Here is a 23,357-nt window from a genome sequence, read left to right as displayed (position 1 = left end):
GGCGCGGTCAATACGGACCCCTTACCATCCTCGGGTGTCCAAATTGACCGACCTGCCGAAACGGATCCTCATCGGGCAGGCGCTGCGCAGCGACAAGCTCGGAGAGACCCTTCTTCCCAAGCGCATCGCACTCCCCGTCTTCGCGTCCGACCCGCTCTCCTCGGTGGCGTACGCGCCGGGCGAAGTGCTCCTCGTCCTCTCCGTGGCCGGCGTGTCGGCCTACAAGTACAGCCCGTGGATCGCCGTCGCCGTCGTCGTGCTGATGTTCACGGTGGTCGCCTCGTACCGCCAGAACGTCCACGCCTACCCCAGCGGCGGCGGCGACTACGAGGTCGCCACCACCAACCTCGGCCCCAAGGCCGGCCTCACCGTCGCCAGCGCCCTGCTCGTCGACTACGTCCTGACCGTCGCGGTCTCCATCGCCTCCGGCATCGAGAACCTCGGCTCCGCCGTGCCCTTCATCGTCGAGCACAAGACCGCCTGCGCCATCGCGGTGATCGTGCTGCTCACCCTGATGAACCTGCGCGGCGTCAAGGAGTCCGGCAAGCTCTTCGCGATCCCGACCTACGTCTTCGTCGGCGGCGTCTTCCTGATGATCGCCTGGGGCGCCTACCGCGGCCTGGTCGCGGGCGACACCATGAAGGCCCCCACCGCCGACTACACCATCAACGCCGAGCACCAGGGCCTGGCCGGCTTCGCGCTGGTCTTCCTGCTGCTGCGGGCCTTCTCCTCCGGCTGCGCCGCGCTCACCGGCGTCGAGGCCATCAGCAACGGCGTCCCCGCCTTCCGCAAGCCGAAGTCGAAGAACGCCGCCACGACCCTGGCCCTGATGGGCGGCCTGGCCGTCACCATGTTCTGCGGCATCATCGCCCTGGCCATGGCGACCAAGGTGCGCATGGCCGAGAACCCGGCCACCGAGCTGCTGAGGAACGGCACCCCGGTCGGTGACGGCTACACCCAGAACCCGGTGATCTCGCAGGTCGCCGAGGCCGTCTTCGGAAGCGGATCGTTCCTCTTCGTCATCCTGGCCGCGGCCACCGCGCTCGTCCTCTTCCTGGCCGCGAACACCGCCTACAACGGCTTCCCGCTGCTCGGCTCGATCCTCGCCCAGGACCGCTACCTGCCGCGCCAGCTGCACACCCGCGGCGACCGGCTCGCCTTCTCCAACGGCATCGTGCTGCTGGCCGGCGCCGCCGCCGTCCTCACCTACATCTACGGCGCCGACTCCACCAAGCTGATCCAGCTCTACATCGTCGGCGTCTTCGTCTCCTTCACCCTCAGCCAGACCGGCATGGTCCGGCACTGGAACCGCCACCTGCGGACCGAGACCGACCCGGCCAAGCGCCGCCACATGATCCGCTCCCGGGCGATCAACACCTTCGGCGCCTTCCTCACCGGCCTGGTCCTCGTCGTCGTCCTGCTGACGAAGTTCACCCACGGCGCCTGGGTCGCCCTGCTGGGCATGGTGATCTTCTACGCCACCATGACCGCGATCCGCCGCCACTACGACCGGGTCGCCGAGGAGATCGCCCTGACCGACGAGGGCGACGAGCAGGCCGTCCGCCCGTCCCGGGTGCACTCCATCGTCCTGGTCTCCAAGGTCCACAAGCCGACCCTCCGCGCCCTCGGCTACGCCAAGCTGATGCGCTCGGACACCCTGGAGGCGCTGAGCATCAGCGTCGACCCGGCCGAGACCAAGATGCTGCGCGACGAGTGGCACGAGCGGGGCATGGACGTCCCGCTGAAGATCCTCGACTCCCCGTACCGCGAGATCACCCGCCCGGTCATCGACTACGTGAAGTCGCTCCGCAAGGAGAGCCCGCGCGACGTGGTCAGCGTCTACATCCCCGAGTACGTGGTCGGCCACTGGTACGAGCACCTGCTGCACAACCAGAGCGCCCTGCGCCTCAAGGGCCGTCTGCTGTTCACGCCGGGCGTCATGGTGACCTCCGTCCCCTGGCAGCTCGACTCCTCCGAGGCCGCCCGCCGTCGCGCCCGCAAGCGCGCCGAGTGGAACGCCCCGGGTTCCGTGCGGCGCGGCCCCGTGGCGCAGCCCCGCAAGGAGAAGGCCGCCACGAAGAAGTAGCCGGTGAGGCGAGTGGTGCGGCGGGCCGTAGACTGAACGGCTGCCGCACCACCGACCCCCAGGAGCTCTTCCCCCATGCAGACGGACCCGACGGAACCGACGAAGTCGCTGGTCGGCGAGGAGTACGAGGTCGAGGTCGGACCGGTCGCCCACGGGGGCCACTGCGTCGCCCGGACGGAGACGGGCCGCGTCCTCTTCGTCCGGCACACCCTCCCCGGCGAGCGCGTGGTCGCCCGCGTCACCGAGGGCGAGGAGACCTCCCGCTTCCTGCGCGCGGACGCGGTGGAGGTGCTGGAGGCGTCCAAGGACCGCGTGCCGGCCCCCTGCCCTTTCTCCGGCCCCGGCAAGTGCGGCGGCTGCGACTGGCAGCACGCCAAGCCGGGCGCCCAGCGCCGCCTCAAGGGCGAGGTCGTCGCCGAACAGCTGCGCCGCCTCGCGGGCCTGACCCCCGACGAGGCCGGCTGGGACGGCACCGTCGTCCCCGCCGAGGGCGACAAGGTGCCCGCCGGCGAAGTGCCCGCCTGGCGCACCCGCGTCCAGTACGCCGTCGACCCCGAGGGCCGCGCGGGCCTGCGCAAGCACCGCTCCCACGAGGTCCAGCCCATCGACCGCTGCCTCATCGCCGCCCCCGGTGTCACGGAACTCGGGGTCGAGCGCCGCTCCTGGCCCGGGATCGCCTCCGTCGAGGCCATCGCCGCCACCGGCTCCGGCGACCGCCAGGTCGTCCTCACCCCGCGCCCCGGCGGCCGCCTCCCCCTCGTCGAACTCGACAAGCCCGTCTCCGTCCTCCGCGTGGGCGAGAAGGACCACCGGATCCACCGCGTCCACGGCCGTCCCTTCGTCCGCGAACGCGCCGCCGACCGCACCTGGCGCGTCGCCGAGGGCGGCTTCTGGCAGGTCCACCCCAAGGCCGCCGACACCCTCGTCCAGGCCGTCATGCAGGGCCTCATGCCCCGCAAGGGCGACATGGCCCTCGACCTCTACTGCGGCGTCGGCCTCTTCGCCGGCGCCCTCGCCGAACGCGTCGGCGACAAGGGCGCCGTCCTCGGCATCGAATCCAACAAGCGCGCCGTCGAGGACGCCCGCCACAACCTCCAGGACCTCGACCGCGTCCGCATCGAACACGGCAAGGTCGAATCCGTCCTCCCCCGCACCGGCATCGACTCCGCCGACATCGTCGTCCTCGACCCCCCGAGGGCAGGCGCCGGCAAGGAGACGGTCCGCCACCTGGCGGGCCTGGGCGCCCGCCGCATCGCCTACGTGGCCTGCGACCCGGCGGCGCTGGCGCGGGACTTGAAGTACTTCGCGGCGGAGGGGTACCGGCCGGTGACGCTGCGGGCGTTCGATCTGTTCCCGATGACCCATCACGTGGAGTGCGTGGCGATCCTTAAGCCCACGGGAAACCGCGTCTGACCTGCGGTTTTACCAGGTGTGCATTATGTGCGCTATGGGCGTTAGGGGCGAAATTCTGACGCTGAAATGACGCTCGTGACGCTCTCCTGACGCTCGTTGGCGAGGCGGACGGAGGGTGTGGAGGGCCTCTCAACCCGGACTGAACAATCGGGTTGAGAGGCCCTTTGTATGGCTCATCAGAGCCCCGCAGATGCTTCAGGCAAACCCATCACGGGGTCAGCCGGGGCCGTCTCCCCGGTCACGTACAACATCCCGAGGGCCACCAGTCCATTCCAGACCGCCCGCAGCAGGCGGTCGACCGCAATGCGTCTGATCCCTCTGATGGACATGCTCTGGACGATGTCAGCAGCGGCTCGCGACTCAGTCGCATCGTGGGCCATCGGCATTCAGGGCAGACGCTACAAGAGCCAGTCGCCCGCCATCAGGACACAAGCCGGACCACACACGATGCGCCTACCGTCAACCCTTACAGGGAGAAGTACATGGGCAGCACGAATGCGGACATCTTCAGCCTCCCCCGGTGGGTCCCGAGCCGATCCTGCGCCTGGCGACGCTCGTCTGTCAGACCGAGGTGCTGCATAGCGCTCTGGAGCTGGATGTGTTCAGCGCACTGGCTGAAGGTCCTCTGACCGAGCTTGAGCTGCGGAACCGGCTGGGTCTGCACGAGCGGTTCTCGTTGGACTTTCTGGACGCACTCGTCGGCCTCGGCATGCTGACCAAGGACGCGGGGAGGTACCGGAATGCCCTCGTGGCGGAACACTATCTGGACCGCGGTCGGGGTACGTACCTGGGCGAGTACGCCCCGCTGGTCACCGGTTCCTTCCAGCAGGCGTGGGGGCAACTGACCAAGGGGCTGCGTACGGGAGAGGTGGAGGCCCAGCCACGTGGTGGGTTCGTGGCCAAGTCTCACGAGGACCAGACGCGCTTCAAGGCATACGTGGACGTGATGGACCGGCTGAGCAGCCGGGTCGGCAAGGACTTCGCCGAGCGCTTCGACTGGAGCGGCTTCAAGGACGTCGGTGACCTTGGAGGGGCCCGGGGGCACCTCGCGGCGGTGCTCGTGAGCGCCCACCCGCATCTGAGCGGCTACTGCTTTGAGCGTCCTTCGGCACAACAGTTCCTTGAGGAGCACTTGGCGGAAATCGGGATGACGGGACGGGTCGGGTTTGTCGGCGGAGACCTTTTCGCCGACCCGATCCCCGAGGCGGACGTGCTGATCTACGGCCAGGTGCTGCACGGCTGGGAGAACTCCGAGCGCGAGAAACTGGTGCGGCGCGCCTACGAGGCACTGCGTCCCGGCGGGATGCTGCTGATCTACGACCGCATGATCGACGACGAGCGGCGGGATGCACAGCGCGTGCTGTACAGCCTCTATATGCGGCTGGTCAGTCCAATGGGTTCGGAGTATCGATCCGTCGACTGCGAGAAGTGGATGCGCGCTGCGGGGTTCTCGGAGATATGCGCGGAACCGTTGCTGAGCACGCACACGGTGGTGATCGGCCGCAAGTGACGTAGGCCGGAGCGGTAGAACAGCGCGTGTCCTGCGAGAACTTCTCGCGGGACACGCGCCGTTGTCACGTAGGTGGCGGGGTTACGACGTCGCCTGCTGCGTCTCAGGCCCTCCCGTCCCCGGGTCCGTCCGAGCCACCGGGGCCCTTGCCAGGGCCGCCCGGCCCCTTACCGGGACCGCCGCCGGAGCGGAGTGGGAGCTTCTTGAGGAAGAGCGCAAAGGCCAGGCCCACAAGGGTGACTGGCAGGGCTGTGAGGAAGACCGTGGACAGGGAGTCGGCATACGCCGCGGTGTAGGCGTCCTGGGCGGCTTCCGGCAGTCGGCGCACGGCCTCCGGGCTGATGGACACGCCGTGGCTGAGCTTGGACGCATTGTCGGCGAGCCCGTTGTTGAGGATCGCGCCGAAGACCGAGGCTCCGATCGATGTGCCCAGCATCCTGGTGAAAGTGACGGTCGAAGTCGCTGCGCCGATGTCGCGCACCTCCACCGCGCTCTGCGAGGCGACTACCGTGACCTGCTGGGAGAGACCGGCGCCCAGGCCGAGTACGGCCATGAAGACCGAGGTGACGGCGAGGCTTGTGCTGATCGTCATGGTCGACAGCAGGTACAGCGCGAGAGCAGACACGGCCATGCTCGCGGTCGGATACCACTTGTACTGGCCCGTCTTGGCCATGAAGTGGCCGGTGGCCATGGTGGCCAGGAGCATGCCGGCCGTCATCGGAAGCATCAGCAGGCCGGCGTTCTGCGGGCTGGTCCCCGTCACCATCTGCAGATAGAGCGCGAGGTAGTTCAGTGCGCCGATGGAGATGAACCCGCCGACGAATGCCACGACGTTGGAGATGCTGAAGGTGGAGCTGTCGAACATGCGTAGCGGCACTACCGGATCAGTCGTCCGGCGCTCCGCGGCGAACCAGAGCAGGCCCAGGACGAGGACGGCGCTTGCCAGCCCGATGATGACCGTGGAGCTCCATGCGTACTTGGTCCCTGCCCAGTTGGTTAGCAGTACCAGGCAGCTCACCGCGCCACCTAGGGTGACGATGCCGGCGTAGTCGACGCGCGGGGTCCCGCGATGGCCCGGCAGCGAGAGGAAAGTGATCACCATGAACAGGGCGATCGCGCCGACCGGCATGTTGATGTAGAAGACCCAGCGCCATCCGAGATGATCGGTGATCAGTCCGCCCAGCAGCGGACCGCTGACGCTGGAGGCGGCGAAGGTGGCCGTCGCGTAGCTCTGGTAGCGGGCGCCTTCACGGGGGCTGAACAGATCGCCGAGGATCGCGAAGATCGAGACAGTGAGCCCCCCGCCGCCGATGCCCTGTACGGCGCGGAAAATGATGAGTTGAGTCATCGACCCGGCGGCGCCGCACAGGGCTGATCCGACTAAGAAAATCACGATGGCGAAGACGAAGACCCGCTTGCGTCCGAAGAGGTCGCCAAGCTTCCCATAGAGCGGCGTGACCACGCTGAAGGTCAGCAGATACGCGGTGCTGACCCAGGCGAACTGCTCGACGCCGCCGAGATCGCCGCTGATGGTCGGCATCGCCGTGGCGACGATCTGGGTGTCCAAGGTGCCCAGCAGCATGGCGAGCATCAGTCCGATGAAGACCAGAACCGCCTGCTTGCGGGGCGGCGTTGGGTCGGCAACGTCCACGGCGGGCGCCGACTGTGCGCGCGACATGGAATCCCTCCTTTCACTGTGGGCGCGGGGTCGCGCCCGTCCTGTGTCAACCTAGGATTACAAAGGCATCATGTCAACCTTGGGTGACAAAAAGCTCGTGAGGCGCTTGACGGCCGATGGGTCTGTCAGCTTGAGTTGACGGCATGAATGAAGCGAAGGTGAATCAGCTGGTTGCTGTCGCGACGTCCGGCGAGATCCGTGAAGCGCTGGCTGCTGTACGGACCTTGAGGAAGCTCGTCGAGGAGATGGAGGCACGTCAGGTCGACCGGGCGCGCGAAGTCGGCTGGGCCTGGGGTGACATCGCTGACCCGCTCGGCATCTCGCGTCAGGCCGCGCACAAGAAGCACACGCGGCGGCGCACAAAGTGACGGGCCGCCCCCTGGCGCCCGTGGGCGGGCACGGCGTGACCGGTGAAGCTGGGGTGTACTGGCTGCACTGCGGGGCGCAGCCGTCCGCCAGCGAAGTGGGGCACGAGGCGGCCGTACTGAGCCGGTTACGAAGCCGGTGCCCGGTCCCACGGGCCGTCTGCGGGATCGCCCCATCGGCCGTCGCGCACTCGGCCGATACGCTCCACGGCGGCGAACTCTTCCTGGAGTACGTCAGGGAGCTGGCCCGGAGGGACGGCCGCCCGGCGGCGGTCGACGTGCGCGCCGCGCTGGTTGGTCCCGCCCCGGACTCAGCCGCATCTCTGGCACGTACCCCCTGGGTATCGCAGAATATTGTGGGTCCGGACGCTGCGGTCGCCGCGGTGTCCGAATGCCTCGCTCACCATCAATCTCACCAGTCACCGCAGCGACTGGCCATTGTCGTCCAGGAGTTCATCGAGCCGGATGCCAGCGTGCTGATGTTCTCCTCGGCCCCGGAGCGGTTCGAGGAGGAGGTCGCCCTCGTCAAGGTCTCCTACGGGGTGGGGGCGAGCCTGGCGGGAGCCTCCGACACCTACCTCGTACGTCGCAGGGATCTGAACATCTTGGTCGAGTGGATCGCGGAGAAGCGGTGGAGAGTTGCCGCGAACACCGTTGGCTTCGCCGACGAGCTCGTCCCTCACCTCCGCCGACGCCCATGCCTTGACGAGGAGCAGATCAGGGGCCTGGCCGATATCGGGGTTACCGCCGAGCTGCTCATGGGAGAGCCGGTCCAGGTGGAGCTGGCCTGGAAGGAAGGCATCGCATACGTGCTCTGGTGCTCGTCGGCACCAGCGGCCTGGCCGGGGTCCAGCCCTGACTAGCGTTTGTGGACCCGGTTGCAACTGACGTTCGCCATGGTGACCAATGCGGTTCCCGCAGGCGCCGAACGGTGTTCCCGCGGCGAGAACCGCTCTGTCGTCCAATCGAGAGCGAGATCTCAATGGAAGAGCGCACCGCAGTGCTGGTGGTGGGCGGGAGCCTGGTCGGGCTCTCCGCGGCCGTCTTCCTGGCGCACCATGGCGTGCCCTGCGTGGTGGTGGAGCGGCACGCCGGTACTTCGATCCACCCGAGAGCCCGAGGCATCACGGCCCGGTCGATGGAGCTGTACCGTCAGGTCGGTCTGGAGGAACGGATACGAGCGCACGGACAGGATGAGATTGGCGCCTTCGTCCGTGCCCGCGCGCTGGCGGATGCTGACCACCACGCGGTGGTGATGCCCCAGACCAGGACCCCGGGCCACGTCAGCCCGACCACCCTGTACGCCTGTGACCAGGACCGGCTGGAGCCGCTGTTGCTGGCCCGGGCGCGTGAACTCGGAGCCGATGTACGGTTCGGCAACGAACTGACGGACTTCGCCCAGGAAGGCGAGCAAGTCACCGGCACGCTCCGGGACCATACGACGGGCAAAGAGCACACGGTGCACGCGGACTATCTCATCGCGACCGACGGCGCCCGCAGCCCGATCCGGGAGCGGCTGGGCATCAAGCGCTCGGGGCCCGGCACCCTGCAGCACCAGGTCAGCATCCTCTTCCGGGCAGATCTCGGCCGGGCATTGCGGGGCCGTGAAGTCTTCGCCTGCTTCCTGGAGACGATGGGCGGCGTACTGGTCCGACGGGACGCCGATGTGTGGCAGATGGGCGTGCCGTTTTCACCCGAACAGGGCGAGAGCGCAGACGACTTCACTGCGGAGAGGTGCCTCGAGGCGGTGCGCGCCGGCACCGGCCTGCCCGATCTGGAGGCCCAGATCGACAGCGTGTTGTCCTGGGAGATCGCGGCGCTGGTCGCGGACCGGTTCCGGGCCGGACAGATCTTCCTGGCAGGCGACAGTGCCCATGTCTCTTCGCCTCGCGGTGGCCTGGGCGGCAACGGTGGCATCCAGGACGCGCACAATCTCGCCTGGAAGCTCGCGGCAGCGCTGGATGGCCATGCTGGGCCGCAACTACTGGAGTCGTACGAGACCGAGCGCCGACCGATCGCGGTGCTGAACATGGAATACGCACTCGGCCGGATGCGCGGCGAGCCATGGACGCAGGAATACAACACCGTCTCGCTGGGCTACCGCTATCACTCACCAGCCTTCTCACTGGAGAACCCGGCGGACGAGGAACGGCTGGAGGACCCCGGGGAGCCCTCCGGGCGGCCAGGCACGCGCGCGACACACGTGCCGATTGAACAGAATGGCAGTCCGCTGTCCACCCTGGATCTGTTCGGCCGAGGCTTCGTCCTGATGACCGGTGATGGGGACGCAGACTGGCACACCGTGGTGGAACAGGCTGCTTCTGGTCGCGGCGTGCCTGTGACCGTCCACCGGATCGGTCCGCGAAGCAGTGAGCTGACAGATGCCGAAGGACGATGGGCCACGTCGTATGGGGTGAGCGCGGGTGGCGCGGTGCTGGTCCGGCCGGACGGCTTCATCGCCTGGCGCGGTCACACCCTCGATGGGCGGTCCGCCAAGGCCCTGAGTGCCGCACTGGACGCGGCGTGCGGGAACACGAAGGGGGCCGTCGCGGAGCGAAACTAGCCCGGACGGCCCCCGGCTGCGGTTCTTGCCTCACGCGAGAACCGCAGCCGTCAGCACATTGAGGATCAGAACGAGAAACGCGAACACCGAGCGGATCAGGTGCCACTTGCGCCAGCCTGGACGCGGATCGTCCCAGCTTTCCGGCACACCGTTCCGGTCGGCCGCCTGAATGGCCTTGTTCAGCGGGAGGTTGCCGTACTGCGAGATCAGCGGCACCGCGAGAAAGAGTCCCACAGCCGCTGCGTATACGGCGCGCAACAGCCCCGAGTCGGCGAAGACGGCGAGCAGCGCATCCCCCACGAGCACCGACGACACCACGATCGGCATCACCGGGTGATACCCCTCGCCCAGTCGGCGCTGGGTCTGAACATACTGCTGGGGCGGCATGGTCATCAGAGCCGGGAATACGCTGACCGCCACGGCGAAGAACGTGCCGGCGACAGTGCCAGTCGCCACGATGACGAAGGCTTGCACCAGTTCCAGGGGGAGAGACACCTCATACCTTCCTGCGTCTGTCGATCAGAGAACGAGACGGACGTCGTACTCCCGCAGCCACGAGTCGAACTGCAAGGCCATCTCGAAGCCGGCGCGCTCCACCCAGGCACCTGCCTGCTCCGGGCCGGTGCCGTCGCCGGCCAGCACGGACTCTGTCGCCTGGGCATCCAGCAGCGGCGTCACCCGCGCGTCGGGGTCGCGCGTCAGCTGCAGGAACTTCTCCCGCACCGCGTTCCCGTACGCCGGATCTTGGGTAGCCGGATAGGCACTCTTGGGCCGGTTGACCACTGGCTCCGGCAGTAGATCGGCGACCGCTGAACGCAAGAGACTCTTCTCTTGCCCGCCGATCCGCTTCAACTCGGGTGGCACATCCAGCAGATACTGCGCCAAGCGATGATCGCAGAAAGGCACCCGCAACTCCACGCCGCTGGCCATGCTGAGTCGGTCCTCGCGGTCGAGCAGGGTCGGCAGCCAGCGGGTCAGCACCAGATGGCCCACCTGGCGGGCGCGGCGCCGCTCTTCGCTCTCGCCCTCCAGCACCGGTGCCTCGGCCACCGCGTCCCGGTAGTGCTGGTCCGCGTACTGCTGCAGATCCAGCTCCTTGCGCAGGCCGGGGTCGAAGAGCCGCAGCCCGAGCCCGCCCGACACCGCCTTGCGGCGCTCGAACGCCACCCACGGGAAGGTCCCGGCCGCGGTCAGTTCCGGATCATGGGCCCAGAAGTATCCGCCGAAGACCTCGTCCGCGCCTTCTCCCGAGAGTGTCACTACGCGGGACTGCTCACGCAGATGCCGGAAACAGAGGTAGAGCGAGCTGTCCATGTCGCCGTGGTGTGTCGGTATGTCCTGCGCCTGCATCGTTCGGGTCCGGATCAATGGGTCGGTCAGCTGTCCGGGCTCTGTCACGATGTCGGTGTGCGCGGTTCCAAGGTGCCGCGCCACTTGTGCGACGAAGGGCGGGTCCGGGGTGCCGCGCAGCTGCTGCGGCCGGAAGGTCTCGGTGTAGTCGCGGAAGGTCATGGAGTACGTGTGGACCGGCCCGGTGTCCTGACGTGCCAAGGTCGATGCGGCCAGCGCTGCCAGCGCGCTGGAGTCAATGCCGCCCGAGAGCAGCACACTGGTAGGGACATCGGCAATGAGCTGGCGAGCCACGATGTCCTCGAGGAGGTCCCGTACGGCTGTGGTGGTTGCGGAGAGGTCTTCGTGGTGCGGGTTGGCCGTGAGCGACCAGTATTGCTCCATACGTAGCCCACTGCGGTCGACGGTCAGCGTGTGGCCGGGCGGTACCTCGGGGATGCCGCGGAAGATCGCCGCTCCCGGATTCCTGGCGTGTGACAACAGCTCGCGGAGCCCGTCGGCGTCAACCACGGCTTTCACCCAAGGGTGCGAGAGTACGGCCTTCGGCTCGGAACCGAAGAGAAGGCCATCCGGAGTGCGGTGGTAGAAGAGCGGCTTCACACCCAGCGGGTCCCGGGCGAGCATGAGCCGGCGGGGCCCGGGTCCCAGATGGCATACGCGAAGATGCCGTTCAGCCGTTGCGCGCTCTGCGGGCCCCACTCCAGATAGGCGTGGAGCAGTACTTCGGTGTCGCAGCGGGTCTGGAACCGGTGCCCGCAGAGCACCAGCTCCTCACGCAGCTCACGGAAGTTGTAGATCTCGCCGTTGAACACGACGACAGGCGAGGCCGGGTCCTGCTCATCGGCCTGCATGGGCTGGCTCCCGTGCTCCGGGTCGATGATCGACAGCCGCTGGTGTCCGAGTGCGGCGTCCGCGTCGAGCCAGAGCCCCGACGCGTCTGGACCACGAGTGAAGAGTGTCCGGGTCATCGCCCCGATCGTGCTGCGTTCGGATTTCATGTCGCGTGCGTAGTCGATCCATCCGGCAATCCCGCACATCAGGTTCTGTCCTTCCGGGGAAGCCGACGGTCACTTGCGGGCGATCGCCAGCGTGTGGTTCTCGAGGATGGGGGTGAAAGAGATGTCCAGGAAGCCGGCCTCGCGCAGCCACTCTTCGCATTCGTGCACGCGGTACTCGCCGCCGGCGGGTGAGGTGAGCATGAAGGTCAGGCTCAGCAGCAGTGCGTCACGGTCTGGGCGTTCGTCGTCCAGCATCCGGTCGTAGATCACCAGCGAGCCGCCCTCGGGCAGCGCTTCATAGGCCCTGCGTACGAGCATGGCCCGGGTGTCGGGGCTCCACTCGTGCAGTACATGCCCGTACACCAGGACGTCGGTGTCCGGCAGTGGGTCGTGGAAGAAGTCGGCGTCGAGGAAGGAGATACGGTCTGCCAGGCCCAGCCCCTCGATGTGCTCGTCGAAGAACGGCCGGGCTGGTGTGCGGTCCACGTTGACCCCGCGCACCTGCGTGTGACGCTGCACGATCTGCGCCAGCAGATTTCCGCGTGCGCCGCCGAGATCCGCGACGGAGCGGTATCCGGTCCAGTTGACCCGCTCGGCGATCTCGGCTCCCGCACGGCTGGTATGCGAGTCCATTGCGGCCATGAATCGCCGAATGCGGTCGGGGTCCTTGTCGGGGCGGGTACGGAACAGCTCGTTCCCGTCGTCGACGGGGGAGTCGTCCTGGTGCTCGCCGGTGCGCAGGGCACGGGTGAACCGGCCCCACGCCGGCCACTGCACCCGGGTGGCAACCTCGACGAAGCCGCCGATGTACTGCGGCTTGCCCGCCACCAAGTAGCGGTCGGAAAGTTCGGTGTTGCGGTAGTGCGAGCCATCACGCGTCAGCAGTTCGTGGGCCACCAGCGCCTCCAGGAAGGTCCTGGCGAAGCGCGGGTGCAGATCCAGCTTCCGCTGCAGCTCCGGCTCGGTCGCTGCCGTCCGCTCCAGGACGGTGAAGACACCGAGCTCCATCGCGCTCATAAGCAGCCGGGACGAGGCGAACGCCAGGTTCAGCCGGGTCAGCGGTGCCGGGCTTGCTGCCTTCTCGGGTCCGGCGACTGGCTGGGTTGGTGCTGCCATGTGGGCTCCTCCTGGTGCCGAGTGGTGCCGAAAGGATGCGGCGGGAAGCAGCCTGTGCCGGGCCAGTAGCGGTCGGCTGGGAAACGGCTCGGCATCCCCGGCGTCGCTTATTGCGGGCCACTGGAGGCGGCCGATGCACGGCGCCAGCGGTTGGTGAGCCGATTGCGAACCTCCCCCGGCAGCGTGGCAGCCGAGTGGCACCTGGAGTGACGCAACAAACGGATGGGAGATCACGCATGGACCGGACGCTGATCGTGGCGCGTATGGCCCCCAGCGAGGCGGAGGCGGTGGCCGACATCTTCAGCAAGTCGGACGCCACCGAACTGCCGCACATGGTGGGAGTCACGCGGCGTACGCTCTTCCGCTTCCACGACCTCTACTTCCACCTCGTCGAGGCGGACGGTGACATCACCGGCAAGTTGTACGAGGCGCGTGACACGAAGCTCTACCAGAGCATGAGCGCCGAGCTGGCCGAGCACATCAAGCCCTACGACCCCAACTGGAGGGAGCCGAAGGACGCCATGGCGTACTCCTTCTACAGCTGGACTCCGCAGGGGGAACCTCTCGTGGCTGACACTCCGATACAGAAGATGGCTCTCAGGGACGTGGCAGCGAACCGGCGGCGCGGCGGCGAGATGCAGGTGCTGCTGAGCCCCAAGACCGTGGGCTGCGCCACCGGGTTCTTCGGGCAACTGACACTCACCCCCGGTGAGTTCGTGTCCGAGCACTACCACCCTTACTCCGAGGAATACCTCTTTGTCATCGAAGGCGCATTGAAGGTGCGGCTGAACGGCGAGCAGGAGGTGGAACTGGCTGTCGGCGAGGGCATCGTGGTGCCCATCGGCGTACGACACCGGGTCACCCACAGCGGGTCCGTCCGCGCGCGGGCCGTCTTCCAGCTGGCCCCGCTGGCTCCACGCCCCGACCTCGGCCACGTCGACACCGAGCCCGCGCCGCGGGCCGCCGAGCCCGTGCCGGATGTCGGGGGGACCAGGTGAGCGCCGTCCGGCAGGAGCGGGTGCCGGTAATCACTGGCATCGGGGTCGTGGCACCCGGCGGCGTGGGAACCAAGGCATTCTGGGAGCTGCTGACCGCCGGCCGGACGGCCACTCGCGCCATCTCGCTGTTCGATGCCGGATCCTTCCGGTCCCGGATCGCCGCCGAGTGCGACTTTGACCCCGCGGCGGAGGGGCTCTCCCCGCAGGAGATACGGCGGATGGACCGTGCCGCGCAGTTCGCCGTGGTGGCGGCGCGCGAAGCGCTGACGGACAGCGGACTCGAGCTGGCCGAGATCGACCCGGGCCTGATCGGTGTGAGCATCGGCAGCGCGGTGGGGTGCACAACCGGGCTGGAGGAGGAGTACGTCGTGTTGAGCGACGGCGGGCGGCGCTGGCTGCTCGATCCGTCGTACGCGGTGCCCCAGCTGTACGGGTACATGGTGCCCAGCACTATGGCAGTCGAAGTCGCCTGGGCCTGTGGGGCGGAGGGTCCGGTCTCGCTCACCTCCACCGGTTGTACCGCTGGTCTTGACTCCATGGGCCATGGCGCTCAGCTGATCCGGGAGGGATCGGCGGAAATTGTGCTCGCCGGAGCCACCGACGCGCCGCTGTCCCCGATCACTGTGGCCTGCTTCGACGCGATCCGGGCCACCTCCCCCAACAACGCCGACCCGGAGTCCGCCTCCCGTCCCTTCGACCTGAACCGCGACGGGTTCGTGCTCGGGGAAGGCGCCGCCGTGATGGTGCTGGAGGAGCGGGAGGCGGCCCGGCGCCGCGGCGCTCGTGGTTACGCGGAGATCTCTGGGTTTGCCAGACGCAGCAACGCCTTTCACATGACAGGTCTCAAGCCCGACGGCCGGGAGATGGCGGAGGCGATCCGTGACGCGCTACGGCAGGCCGGAGCCTCAGCCGGGGACGTCGACTACATCAACGCGCACGGCTCGGGCACCCGGCAGAACGACCGGCACGAGACCGCCGCGTTCAAGCGCAGCCTCGGCGAGCGGGCCCGAGAGATCCCGGTCAGCTCGATCAAGTCGATGATCGGCCACTCGCTCGGCGCCATCGGCTCCATCGAGATCGCTGCCAGCGCGCTGGCCCTCCGCCACCAGGTGGTGCCGCCCACGGCGAATCTGCACACCCCGGACCCCGAATGCGACCTGGACTACGTACCACTGACCGCGCGGGAGCACGCGATGGACGCCGTGCTGAGCGTCGGCAGCGGTTTCGGCGGATTCCAGTCCGCAATGCTCCTGCGACGGGGGGAGACCGCATGATGGCGGCGGTGACGGGCATCGGCGTCGTGGCACCGAACGGTGTCGGCACGGAGACGTACTGGCAGGCAGTCCTGGCCGGCCGCAGCGGTATCGGGCCGTTGACCAGGTTCGATGCCCGCGGATATCCGGTGCGGATCGCGGGCGAGGTGACCGGCTTCGATGCGGCGGAACACGTACCATCCCGGCTCCGGGTGCAGACCGATCGTTGGACCCATCTCGCCTTCACCGCAGCCGAGATGGCACTCTCGGATGCCGGAGCCGACACCGATGAGCTGCCCGAGTACGAGATGGCGGTGCTCACCTCCAGCTCGTCGGGAGGCACGGAGTTCGGCCAGTACGAGATCGAGCGGCTGTGGTCGAAGGGCTCCCGCTATGTGACCGCGTACCAGTCGATCGCCTGGTTCTACGCGGCGACCACCGGGCAGTTGTCGATCCGGCACGGCATGCGCGGCCCCTGCGGCGTCGTGTGCACAGAGCAGGCCGGAGGACTTGACGCCGCTGGGCGCACCTGCCGACTGCTGGAGAGCGACGGCGCGCGGTTCGTGCTCACCGGCGGCACGGACGCGTCGCTGTGCCCGTATGGCGTCACGGCGCAGGCAGCGACCGGCCTGATCAGTCCCAGCGAGGAACCGGAGCGTGGCTACCAGCCGTTCGCCAGCACGGCGAGTGGCTATGTTCCCGGCGAGGGCGGCGCGATCCTCGTGGTCGAGCAGGCCGACGCGGCCCGCGAGCGCGGAGCCAAGCACGTATACGGCCTGATCACCGGCTATGCCGCCACCTTCGACCCGCGGCCGGGCACGCCGGACCCCGAGGGCGGCTCACGGCTGCGGCGCGCGGCGCAGCTGGCCCTCGCCGACGCAGGGCTGGAGTGTGGGCAGGTCGACGTCGTGTTTGCCGACGCCAGCGGTGATCCGGAACGGGACCGGATCGAAGCGACCACGTTGCGCGAGTTCTTCGGTCCGCACGGGGTTCCGGTGACGGCGCCCAAGACGATGACTGGCCGGCTTTACGGAGGCGGAGCCGCGCTCGACGTGGCCACCGCGCTGCTGTCGATACGGGACGGCGTCATCCCACCCACGATCAACGTCCCCGCGCTTGCCCCTGGATGCGACTTGGACCTGGTCCGGGGCGAGCCGCGCGAAGGCCCGATCCGTAACGCCCTGATCCTCGCCCGGGGATACGGCGGCTTCAACGCCGCCCTGGTGGTCTCCGGCACTGAGTGACAGGCGAATCGAGAACCCGAATATCAGACAAACCTTAACGCCGGACATGGGAGCTGCACATGAGCACGTTCACCCTGGACGACCTCGCCAAGCTGATGCGTGAGTGCGGCGGCGAGGACCAGGAAGGCCTCTGCGGCGACACTCTCGACGTCCCCTTCGCCGACCTCGGATACGACTCGCTGGCCCTCCTGGAGATCACCACCAGGATCGAGAACCGGTACAGCGTGTCCATCCCCGAAGACATGGCCACCGGAATGAAGACGCCACGTGAGGCCATCGACTACGTCAACACCCTTGTACATGCCGCCTGACAGAGACACCGACCGAGAGGTTGAGCACCATGCCGGGCCATACCGACAACTCGATCACCATCGACGCACCCATGGATCTCGTCTGGGAGTTGACGAATGACGTCCCTTCCTGGCCGGAGCTGTTCAGCGAGTACTCCGCGGCCGAGATCCTGGAACAGCGTGAAGAGACCGTAGTCTTCCGGCTGATCATGCACCCGGACGAGAACGGCGACGTATGGAGCTGGGTCTCGGAGCGCACCCCCGACACGGCGTCGCGCACTGTACGCGCCCGACGCGTCGAGCCCGGGCCCTTCGAGTTCATGGACATCTTCTGGGAGTACGTGCAGACCGACGCCGGTGTGCGCATGCGGTGGGTGCAGGACTTCCACATGAAGCCCACCGCGCCACTGGACGACGAGGCCATGGCGGAACGACTCAACACCAACACCGCCGTGCAGATGGCACGGATCAAGAGCATCGTTGAGGAACGCGCACGTGCTGGACTGGACTTCGGGCTCAAGGGCAAGAAGATCCTGGTCACCGGAGCCACCAGGGGTATCGGCTTCGAGATCGCAGCGGTGCTCGCCGACTGCGGCGCCGACCTGGTCGTGTGCCACCGACAGCAGACCGAGCACGTCGAGCGCCTGAACCACCGACTCAAGTCGACCGACGGCACTCACCATGTGGTGCGCGCCGATGTCAGCGACCCCGCGGACATCGAGCGACTGGTGCAGGAGTGCCGGGAGCGCTTCGGGACGCTGGATGCCGTGGTGAACAACGCCGGTGCGATCAGCCACATCCCGTTCGCCGAGCTCTCCCTCGAGGAGTGGCGGCGCGTCATCGACACCAATCTGACGGCCGCCTTCCTGTTGACGCAGCAGACCCTCCCGCTGCTCTCCGAGGGCTCCTCTGTGATCTTCGTCGGATCGAAGGTCGCCACGGTGGGCGTGCCGCTCCGGGCGCACTACACCGCGTCCAAGGCCGGGCTGATCGGCCTGACCCGCAGCCTGGCCAAGGAGTTCGGTCCGCAAGGCATCCGGTTCAACATCGTCGCTCCGGGGCCGACTCAGACCGAGGCCGAGGTACCGGAGGAGGTGCTGGCCCGGTACCGCAGGATGATCCCACTCGGCCGGCTGGGCCGCGGCGACGAAGTGGCGCGCGCCGTCCTCTTCCTCGCCAGCGATCTGTCGTCGTTCGTCACCGGCCAGGCTCTCGACGTCGACGGAGGGATCTGAGATGCCGTATGGGCCGGGAACGTTCCGGGTGCTTCTCCGTATGCACATCAAGGCGGGCATGGAGCGGGAATTCGAGGAGACCTGGGGGCGGGTCGGCAAGATCATCACCGAGCAGCCGGCCAACCTCGGGCAGTGGCTCTCCAGGAGCGCCGACGAGGAGGGCGTCTACTACATCGTCAGCGACTGGATAGACGAGCCCACGTTCCGCAGGTTCGAGCTCAGCCAGGAACACCTGGAGCACCGAACCAAGCTGCATCCGTTCCGGGACGGCGGCTCAATGGCCACGATGCACACCGTCTTCCGGATGACCGGCGCGGGCGAGGAAGTGCCGCGGTGACGGGACGGGTACGTGTCCTGGTCTACGCCGCGGCCGCTGCCGGCCCCCACGGTGCGGAAGCCGTCGAGAAGGCGTACCACCAGGTGAGCCAGGACCTTGCCGACGTGCCGGGCATGGTCCGCAACGAGCTGCTGCGCTCCACCCTCGAACCGGACCGGTACATGGTGATGAGCGAGTGGCGCGACCTGGCTGCCTTCAGCAACTGGGAGGAGGGCGCAGGGCACCGTGACACCACGGCGCCCCTGCGCCCGCTCCAGGACCACGAACAGCGCGGCGTGTTCGGCGTGTACGAGGTGCTGGCGGAGTACGGACAGCGGAGGGAACAGAAATGAGCGGAGGACCGGTCCGACTGGGCCTGGACGACAAGCGCGTTCTGGTCACCGGCGGCACCCGAGGCGTCGGCCGTGCCACCTCACTCGCGCTGGCCAGGTCCGGCGCCCGAGTGATGGCGTGCTACCGCACCGATCAAGACGCGGCGAAGCGGCTGGAGAGCGAGCCCGGCTGGGATCCGGACCGGCACCGTACCCTCCAGGCGGACCTGTTCACGCCGGACGGCCGAACTGCGACGGCGGAGGTCTGCCGCGACCAGTTCGGCGGACTCGACATCCTGGTGAACAACCTGGGAACCTACGCCCCGCTCCCTTTTCGGGAGTTGACCGACGGGGACGTGGCACGGGTGCTGGAGGAGAACCTCACGGTGCATATCCAGCTCACCCGGTCTGTGCTACCACTGCTCGCCGACGGCGCCGCCATCGTCAACGTGGGGGCCGGGATGGCAGAGCGCGGCCGAGCCCAGCACGTCCACTTCACCGCCGCCAAGGCGGGGCTGAACGGCTTCGTACGCTCACTGAGCAAGGAACTCGGCGGGCGAGGGATCCGTATCAACACCGTCGCTCCCGGTGTGGTGGAGACCGAGCGCGGGATTGACCTGCCGCCGCACGTGCGCGAGGGACTGCTGTCCAGCATCCCGCTGCGTCGCTTCGGCACTGCACGCGAGATTGCGCACACCATCGCCTTCCTCGTCAGTGACGCTGCCGGCTTTGTCAACGGCGTGACGTTGCACGTCGACGGCGGTTTGTGACGGCACCGGCACACCACACGAAGGACGAAGGCGCGCCGTGAGCTTCGGCCCACGGCGCGCCTTCGGCGCTCATACGGAGTGTCAGCCGGGGATCCTCGCCTCGACCAGATGCAGTGTCGGGAAGGTCCCAGGCACCGCGACTGTCCTGGTGAACTCGAAGCCCGCCTTGCCGAAGAGCGCCTCGAACTCGCTCCGCGTGTGCCGCTGTCCGCCCACGTTGAGCAGCATGAACAGATCGATCACGCTGGTGACCCGCATTTCCTCGGGTACGGCGTCCATCACGCTGTCGATGACCAGGACTCGCGAGCCAGGGTCGGCCGTCTCCTTAATGTTGTTGAGCACCCGCAGGGAGTTCTCGTCCGGCCAGTCCAGGATGTTCTTGAGGATGTACAGCTCGGCTTTGACCGGGACCTCGCTCAGGCAGTCGCCTGCCACCACCTGGCATCGGTCGCCGAACTCGCCGTCTTCGCCCAGCTCCGGGACGGCGTCGGCGACCGTGCCTTCCAGATCGAAGAGCGTGCCGTGCACATGCGAGTGCTGGGCGAGCAGGGTACGCAGCAAATGCCCCTGGCCACCGGCGATGTCGACAACCGAGTTCACCTCTCCTAGGTCGACATTCTTGGCGACCTGGCGCGAGGACAGGCTGCTCACGGCAGTCATGGCCTTGTCGAAGGCCCGTGCCGACTCCGGTGCGTCCTGATTCAGATAGCTGTAGAAGTCCTTCCCATAGATCTCCGGCACCACGGCCTTACCGTGCCTGACTGCCTCGTCCAGCCGGGGCCAGGCCTGCCACGTCCACGGCGCACCCAGCCACACTACGAGGTGCTTGAGCCCGTACGGTGAGTCGTCGCGCAGCAGCCGGGACAGCTCGTTGTGCCGATAGAATCCGGGGCTGACCTCCTCGAACACCCCCTGCCGTTCCAGAGCGCGGAGCAGCCGGCCGAGCGTGCCGGGCAGTACGTTCGCTTTGGTGGCGATCTCCGCGACCTCTTTTGGTTCATCGCCGACCGCCTCGGGCACCCCCAGCTTCACAGCTGCTTGCAGTGCGGCGGCCACCCCAGCGCCCACAGCCAAGTGTTCTAGCCTGCCTACCAGTTCCATTGCTGCCGACGGATCGTCCTGAGCCATCATGGGCCTCATTCCTCTTCTTCGTAGGAGTCGTGGACGGCACGAGGCTGACTGTCAGTACTCGCGATCCGATGGCGGCTCGGTTGCCCCCTGGCGGATCTCGGTGGCGCCGCCCGCGACCGGACGGGATTCGGCTACGACCCCAGACAAGCACGTTTGGACCGGTCCGCCAGAGACGACTGCGAGGCTCCAACACGACGTCCCGCTCCGCCAGCAGAACGCCATGAGAACTGGAGAACAGCAGTGATCAACCAATCCACGCAGGTCCTGGTCATCGGAGGCGGCCCCGCCGGGTCGACCGCGGCGGGTCTTCTGGCCCGCCAGGGATTCGATGTCACCGTGGTCGAGAGGGAGACCTTCCCCCGCTACCACATAGGTGAGTCCATACTCCCCTCCTGCCTGCCGATCCTGGGCCTGCTCGGCGCACGCGAGAAAGTCGAAGCGCACGGCTTCCAGGTGAAGCGGGGAACCTTCTTCGAATGGGGCCCGGACGAGTGGGACATGCGCTTCAACGAGCTGGGCGACACCACGCCCTATGCGTGGCAGGTGATCCGCTCGGAGTTCGACCAGCTGCTCCTTGAACACGCCCGGGAGTTGGGCGCCAATGTCCACGAGAGCGTCACGGTTAGGGAGATCGAGTTCGATGGCGACCGGCCGGTCGCCGCCCGCTGGAACCCCACCAAGGGCGATGGCGAGGGTGGCCGCATCGCCTTCGACTACCTCGTCGATGCCTCAGGACGCGGCGGTGTCATGGCGACGCGCTACCTGAAGAACCGGCGGCATCACGAGGCGTTCAAAAATGTCGCTGCCTGGACCTACTGGCGCGGCGTGGGCACCGTGGAGAAGAGCCCCGAAGGAGCCACGGCGGTGATATCTGTGCCCAATGGCTGGTTCTGGGTTATCCCGCTGCACGACGGCACTACCAGCGTCGGGTTCGTCTCCGGCAAGGAGGCGTTCGACGCCCGCCGCCAGGAGCTCGGTGGACCGGCGGCGGCCTACCAGGAGGCCCTGGAGAATTGCCCGTCCGTCACCGAACTCCTGGCCGGGGCCGTGCAGGTGGGTGAGGTCCGTGTCGAGCAGGACTACTCGTACGTCAGCGACGAGTTCACGGGTCCGGGATACGTGCTCAGCGGAGATGCCGCGGCCTTCCTCGACCCGCTGCTTTCCACTGGCGTGCACCTGGCCACGTACAGCGGCATGGTGGCGGCGGCCGGCATCAGCAGCGTGCTCCGCGGCGAGGTCACAGAGAAGGAGGCATTCGCCTTCTACCAGCAGGTGTACCGCCGGGCGTACGAGCGCCTGCTCCTTCTCGTCTCGGTCTTTTACCAGAGCTACCGTGGTCGCGACTACCACTTCTACAACGCTCAACGGTTGTCCGGCAGGGAAGTCGATCAGCTCAACCTGCATCTCGCGTTCTTGCGGATCATCTCGGGGATCGAGGACATGGACGATGCCAAGGAAGCCGCCTACGACCTGGCCGTCAAGGACCTCCGTGGTGGTGAGGGTGAGTCCGGCAAGAATCCGTTTGAGAACCTCAGCAGGCTCCGTCAGGAGCCGCTCTCCGCAGACAACGCGATCGACGGTCTCTATCTGACGTTCGGCCCCACTCTGGGGCTGCGCCGCACCGGAGATACGTCGGCTGCGGACCAGCGGTAGCCTCGATGGCCACGATGAAGGGACGCGTGCTCCTCGTCTCGGCGCTCTTCGTGGCCGTTCCCGCCGCGGGGACTGTCGTGGTCCTCGCCTGCGCGGGCCACGGCTGGTCCCCGCTTGAACCGGACGGTACACACTTGGCAAGAGGGTCCACGGACCCACTGGCCACGTACAGGCTGCTCGTCACGGTCGTCCTCGTCCTGCTGGCCGCCCATGTGCTGGGCGGCCTCGCCCGCCGTCTGGGACAGCCGACGGTCATCGGTCAGATGGCCGCCGGAATTCTGCTGGGCCCCTCAGTGCTGGGGGCCCTGGTGCCAGGGGCGCAGCACTGGCTGTTGCCGGACCAAGCGGCCGTACCCCTTCAGGCGATGGCCCAACTCGGTGTGGTGCTCTTCGCCTTCAAGATCGGATACGAACTCTCCCCGTCCGAGTTGGCGCGAAGTGGTACCGCTCCGCTGCTGATGGGCTGCGCGGGTGTGATGACATCGATGCTGATCGGCGTGACCACGGCGTTGCTGCTGCCGACAGGCTACCGGCCGATGGGTGTCGACAGCGGACCCTTCGCTCTGTTCCTCGGCGTCTCGCTCTGCGTGACCGCCTTCCCGGTGCTGGCCGGGATCCTGCTGGAGAGCGGCACGCTCCGGTCCCGGATGGGCTCGCTCGCGCTGGCGACCGCTGGTGTGGCCGATGTCGTGGCGTGGTGCCTGCTGGCGTGCGCCGTCGCAGTGGTGCAGGGCGGCACTCCGCTCGCTGCGCTGCGCAGCGCCGTACTGGCCGTCCTTTTCGGCCTGTTGATGTTCACCTTGGTACGGCCTGGGCTGCGCCGGCTCTTCGAGCGCTGGTCCCTCGGTGGTTCGCCCGGAGACGTTTCGGTCGGCACAGCGGACCGCGCCGCCCACATCATGCTGGTGCAGACACCGGTGCTCTGCGCGGCTGCGGCCACCGACGCGATCGGGGTGCATGCCGTCTTCGGGGCGTTTGTCGCAGGGTTGGTCATGCCCCGACTTCCGGAGGTGACCGGTATCGCCGACCGTACGGATGCCGTGGTGTCGTGGCTGC

At 67.7% G+C, this 23,357-nt stretch carries 22 protein-coding genes; 16 read left to right on the top strand and 6 right to left on the bottom strand.

The features are described from left to right. Window positions 1-34: 34 nt before the first annotated feature. The 3 genes from AC230_RS16870 to AC230_RS16850 all read left to right on the top strand — a co-directional run bounded on the left by AC230_RS16870 (window position 35) and on the right by AC230_RS16850 (window position 5,009). The gene (locus tag AC230_RS16870; RefSeq protein ID WP_049717091.1) at window positions 35-2,086 is read left to right on the top strand and encodes an APC family permease; all 2,052 of its coding nucleotides are present in this window, start codon (window positions 35-37) and stop codon (window positions 2,084-2,086) included. Window positions 2,087-2,161: 75 nt separating this feature from the next. Further along, window positions 2,162-3,499, top strand: coding sequence for a class I SAM-dependent RNA methyltransferase (locus AC230_RS16865; protein WP_049717090.1), 1,338 nt, complete (start codon window positions 2,162-2,164; stop codon window positions 3,497-3,499). A 520-nt stretch (window positions 3,500-4,019) separates the two neighbouring features. Further along, window positions 4,020-5,009, top strand: coding sequence for a methyltransferase (locus tag AC230_RS16850; RefSeq protein ID WP_078871323.1), 990 nt, complete (start codon window positions 4,020-4,022; stop codon window positions 5,007-5,009). Between the two features lie 103 nt (window positions 5,010-5,112). Here AC230_RS16850 and AC230_RS16845 read toward each other — a convergent pair whose 3' ends face one another. Further along, a complete protein-coding gene (locus AC230_RS16845; protein ID WP_049717086.1) occupies window positions 5,113-6,687 on the bottom strand; it encodes an MDR family MFS transporter in 1,575 nt (524 codons plus the stop codon). A gap of 143 nt (window positions 6,688-6,830) precedes the next feature. Between AC230_RS16845 and AC230_RS16840 the strand changes: the two genes are divergently transcribed. The 3 genes from AC230_RS16840 (at window position 6,831) to AC230_RS16830 (ending at window position 9,615) form a co-directional block, all read left to right on the top strand. Next, a complete protein-coding gene (locus tag AC230_RS16840; RefSeq protein ID WP_049717085.1) occupies window positions 6,831-7,055 on the top strand; it encodes a hypothetical protein in 225 nt (74 codons plus the stop codon). Window positions 7,056-7,108: 53 nt separating this feature from the next. After that, complete coding sequence (locus tag AC230_RS16835; RefSeq protein ID WP_206743346.1) at window positions 7,109-7,915, top strand: PEP/pyruvate-binding domain-containing protein; 807 nt, start codon at window positions 7,109-7,111, stop codon at window positions 7,913-7,915. 119 nt (window positions 7,916-8,034) lie between these two features. Continuing rightward, window positions 8,035-9,615 (top strand): FAD-dependent monooxygenase, encoded by a 1,581-nt coding sequence (locus AC230_RS16830; protein ID WP_049717083.1) that lies wholly within the window; start codon window positions 8,035-8,037, stop codon window positions 9,613-9,615. A 30-nt stretch (window positions 9,616-9,645) separates the two neighbouring features. Here the strand turns inward: AC230_RS16830 and AC230_RS16825 are convergent, their stop codons facing one another. From AC230_RS16825 to AC230_RS16815, 4 genes are read right to left on the bottom strand one after another with little or no spacing between them, the layout of a single operon-like run. Continuing rightward, complete coding sequence (locus tag AC230_RS16825; protein ID WP_049717082.1) at window positions 9,646-10,110, bottom strand: anthrone oxygenase family protein; 465 nt, start codon at window positions 10,108-10,110, stop codon at window positions 9,646-9,648. A gap of 24 nt (window positions 10,111-10,134) precedes the next feature. Then, entirely contained in the window at window positions 10,135-11,565 is a 1,431-nt protein-coding gene (asnB, locus tag AC230_RS16820) for an asparagine synthase (glutamine-hydrolyzing) (RefSeq protein ID WP_338399806.1), read from the bottom strand. Then, window positions 11,562-12,002: a class II glutamine amidotransferase domain-containing protein gene (locus AC230_RS34555; RefSeq protein WP_338399805.1), complete on the bottom strand. Its 441-nt coding sequence runs from the start codon at window positions 12,000-12,002 to the stop codon at window positions 11,562-11,564. Before AC230_RS34555 ends, asnB begins: the two co-directional genes overlap by 4 nt. Window positions 12,003-12,032: 30 nt before the next feature. Continuing rightward, window positions 12,033-13,079: a methyltransferase gene (locus AC230_RS16815; protein WP_049717081.1), complete on the bottom strand. Its 1,047-nt coding sequence runs from the start codon at window positions 13,077-13,079 to the stop codon at window positions 12,033-12,035. Between the two features lie 236 nt (window positions 13,080-13,315). Between AC230_RS16815 and AC230_RS34550 the strand changes: the two genes are divergently transcribed. The 8 genes from AC230_RS34550 to AC230_RS16775 are packed head-to-tail and all read left to right on the top strand — an operon-like array spanning window position 13,316 to window position 19,517. Further along, window positions 13,316-14,077, top strand: a complete 762-nt coding sequence (locus AC230_RS34550) for a TcmI family type II polyketide cyclase (RefSeq protein WP_078871322.1) — start codon at window positions 13,316-13,318, stop codon at window positions 14,075-14,077. Further along, window positions 14,074-15,351, top strand: coding sequence for a beta-ketoacyl-[acyl-carrier-protein] synthase family protein (locus AC230_RS16805; protein WP_049717080.1), 1,278 nt, complete (start codon window positions 14,074-14,076; stop codon window positions 15,349-15,351). Before AC230_RS34550 ends, AC230_RS16805 begins: the two co-directional genes overlap by 4 nt. Beyond that, window positions 15,348-16,574 (top strand): ketosynthase chain-length factor, encoded by a 1,227-nt coding sequence (locus AC230_RS16800; protein ID WP_049717079.1) that lies wholly within the window; start codon window positions 15,348-15,350, stop codon window positions 16,572-16,574. The genes AC230_RS16805 and AC230_RS16800 overlap by 4 nt, the downstream gene beginning before the upstream one ends. A gap of 59 nt (window positions 16,575-16,633) precedes the next feature. Continuing rightward, window positions 16,634-16,885, top strand: a complete 252-nt coding sequence (locus AC230_RS16795; protein WP_049717078.1) for an acyl carrier protein — start codon at window positions 16,634-16,636, stop codon at window positions 16,883-16,885. Window positions 16,886-16,914: 29 nt separating this feature from the next. Further along, window positions 16,915-18,099 (top strand): SDR family oxidoreductase, encoded by a 1,185-nt coding sequence (locus tag AC230_RS34545; RefSeq protein WP_078871321.1) that lies wholly within the window; start codon window positions 16,915-16,917, stop codon window positions 18,097-18,099. A 28-nt stretch (window positions 18,100-18,127) separates the two neighbouring features. Beyond that, window positions 18,128-18,436: an antibiotic biosynthesis monooxygenase family protein gene (locus AC230_RS16785; protein ID WP_338399804.1), complete on the top strand. Its 309-nt coding sequence runs from the start codon at window positions 18,128-18,130 to the stop codon at window positions 18,434-18,436. Beyond that, window positions 18,433-18,768: an antibiotic biosynthesis monooxygenase family protein gene (locus tag AC230_RS16780; protein WP_049717076.1), complete on the top strand. Its 336-nt coding sequence runs from the start codon at window positions 18,433-18,435 to the stop codon at window positions 18,766-18,768. The genes AC230_RS16785 and AC230_RS16780 overlap by 4 nt, the downstream gene beginning before the upstream one ends. Further along, window positions 18,765-19,517, top strand: a complete 753-nt coding sequence (locus AC230_RS16775) for an SDR family NAD(P)-dependent oxidoreductase (RefSeq protein WP_049717075.1) — start codon at window positions 18,765-18,767, stop codon at window positions 19,515-19,517. The genes AC230_RS16780 and AC230_RS16775 overlap by 4 nt, the downstream gene beginning before the upstream one ends. 81 nt (window positions 19,518-19,598) lie before the next feature. On the opposite strand, the gene AC230_RS16770 is transcribed toward AC230_RS16775, so the two are convergent. Then, complete coding sequence (locus AC230_RS16770; RefSeq protein WP_053161218.1) at window positions 19,599-20,648, bottom strand: methyltransferase; 1,050 nt, start codon at window positions 20,646-20,648, stop codon at window positions 19,599-19,601. Window positions 20,649-20,888: 240 nt separating this feature from the next. Here AC230_RS16770 and AC230_RS16765 point away from each other — a divergent pair, with 240 nt between their 5' ends. Further along, window positions 20,889-22,301, top strand: coding sequence for an NAD(P)/FAD-dependent oxidoreductase (locus tag AC230_RS16765; protein WP_241833256.1), 1,413 nt, complete (start codon window positions 20,889-20,891; stop codon window positions 22,299-22,301). A 5-nt stretch (window positions 22,302-22,306) separates the two neighbouring features. After that, a partial coding sequence (locus AC230_RS16760; RefSeq protein WP_049717074.1) for a cation:proton antiporter domain-containing protein occupies window positions 22,307-23,357 on the top strand: 1,051 nt, incomplete at its 3' end.

Origin of the sequence: Streptomyces caatingaensis (assembly GCF_001187435.1) — a bacterium.
Classification (GTDB): Bacteria; Actinomycetota; Actinomycetes; order Streptomycetales; family Streptomycetaceae; genus Streptomyces; species Streptomyces caatingaensis.
Note: the sequence above shows the minus strand (reverse complement) of the source record. Positions and strands in the feature narration are given on the sequence as shown.

What these genes read in the sequence shown, in the direction of transcription:
- AC230_RS16865 (WP_049717090.1), top strand. Translation starts at nt 2,162, where the DNA reads ATGCAGACGGACCCGACGGAACCGACGAAGTCGCTGGTCGGCGAGGAG.
- AC230_RS16845 (WP_049717086.1), bottom strand. Translation starts at nt 6,687, where the DNA reads ATGTCGCGCGCACAGTCGGCGCCCGCCGTGGACGTTGCCGACCCAACG.
- AC230_RS16840 (WP_049717085.1), top strand. Translation starts at nt 6,831, where the DNA reads ATGAATGAAGCGAAGGTGAATCAGCTGGTTGCTGTCGCGACGTCCGGC.
- AC230_RS16830 (WP_049717083.1), top strand. Translation starts at nt 8,035, where the DNA reads ATGGAAGAGCGCACCGCAGTGCTGGTGGTGGGCGGGAGCCTGGTCGGG.
- AC230_RS34555 (WP_338399805.1), bottom strand. Translation starts at nt 12,002, where the DNA reads ATGTGCGGGATTGCCGGATGGATCGACTACGCACGCGACATGAAATCC.
- AC230_RS16815 (WP_049717081.1), bottom strand. Translation starts at nt 13,079, where the DNA reads ATGGCAGCACCAACCCAGCCAGTCGCCGGACCCGAGAAGGCAGCAAGC.
- AC230_RS34550 (WP_078871322.1), top strand. Translation starts at nt 13,316, where the DNA reads ATGGACCGGACGCTGATCGTGGCGCGTATGGCCCCCAGCGAGGCGGAG.
- AC230_RS16800 (WP_049717079.1), top strand. Translation starts at nt 15,348, where the DNA reads ATGATGGCGGCGGTGACGGGCATCGGCGTCGTGGCACCGAACGGTGTC.
- AC230_RS16795 (WP_049717078.1), top strand. Translation starts at nt 16,634, where the DNA reads ATGAGCACGTTCACCCTGGACGACCTCGCCAAGCTGATGCGTGAGTGC.
- AC230_RS34545 (WP_078871321.1), top strand. Translation starts at nt 16,915, where the DNA reads ATGCCGGGCCATACCGACAACTCGATCACCATCGACGCACCCATGGAT.
- AC230_RS16775 (WP_049717075.1), top strand. Translation starts at nt 18,765, where the DNA reads ATGAGCGGAGGACCGGTCCGACTGGGCCTGGACGACAAGCGCGTTCTG.
- AC230_RS16770 (WP_053161218.1), bottom strand. Translation starts at nt 20,648, where the DNA reads ATGATGGCTCAGGACGATCCGTCGGCAGCAATGGAACTGGTAGGCAGG.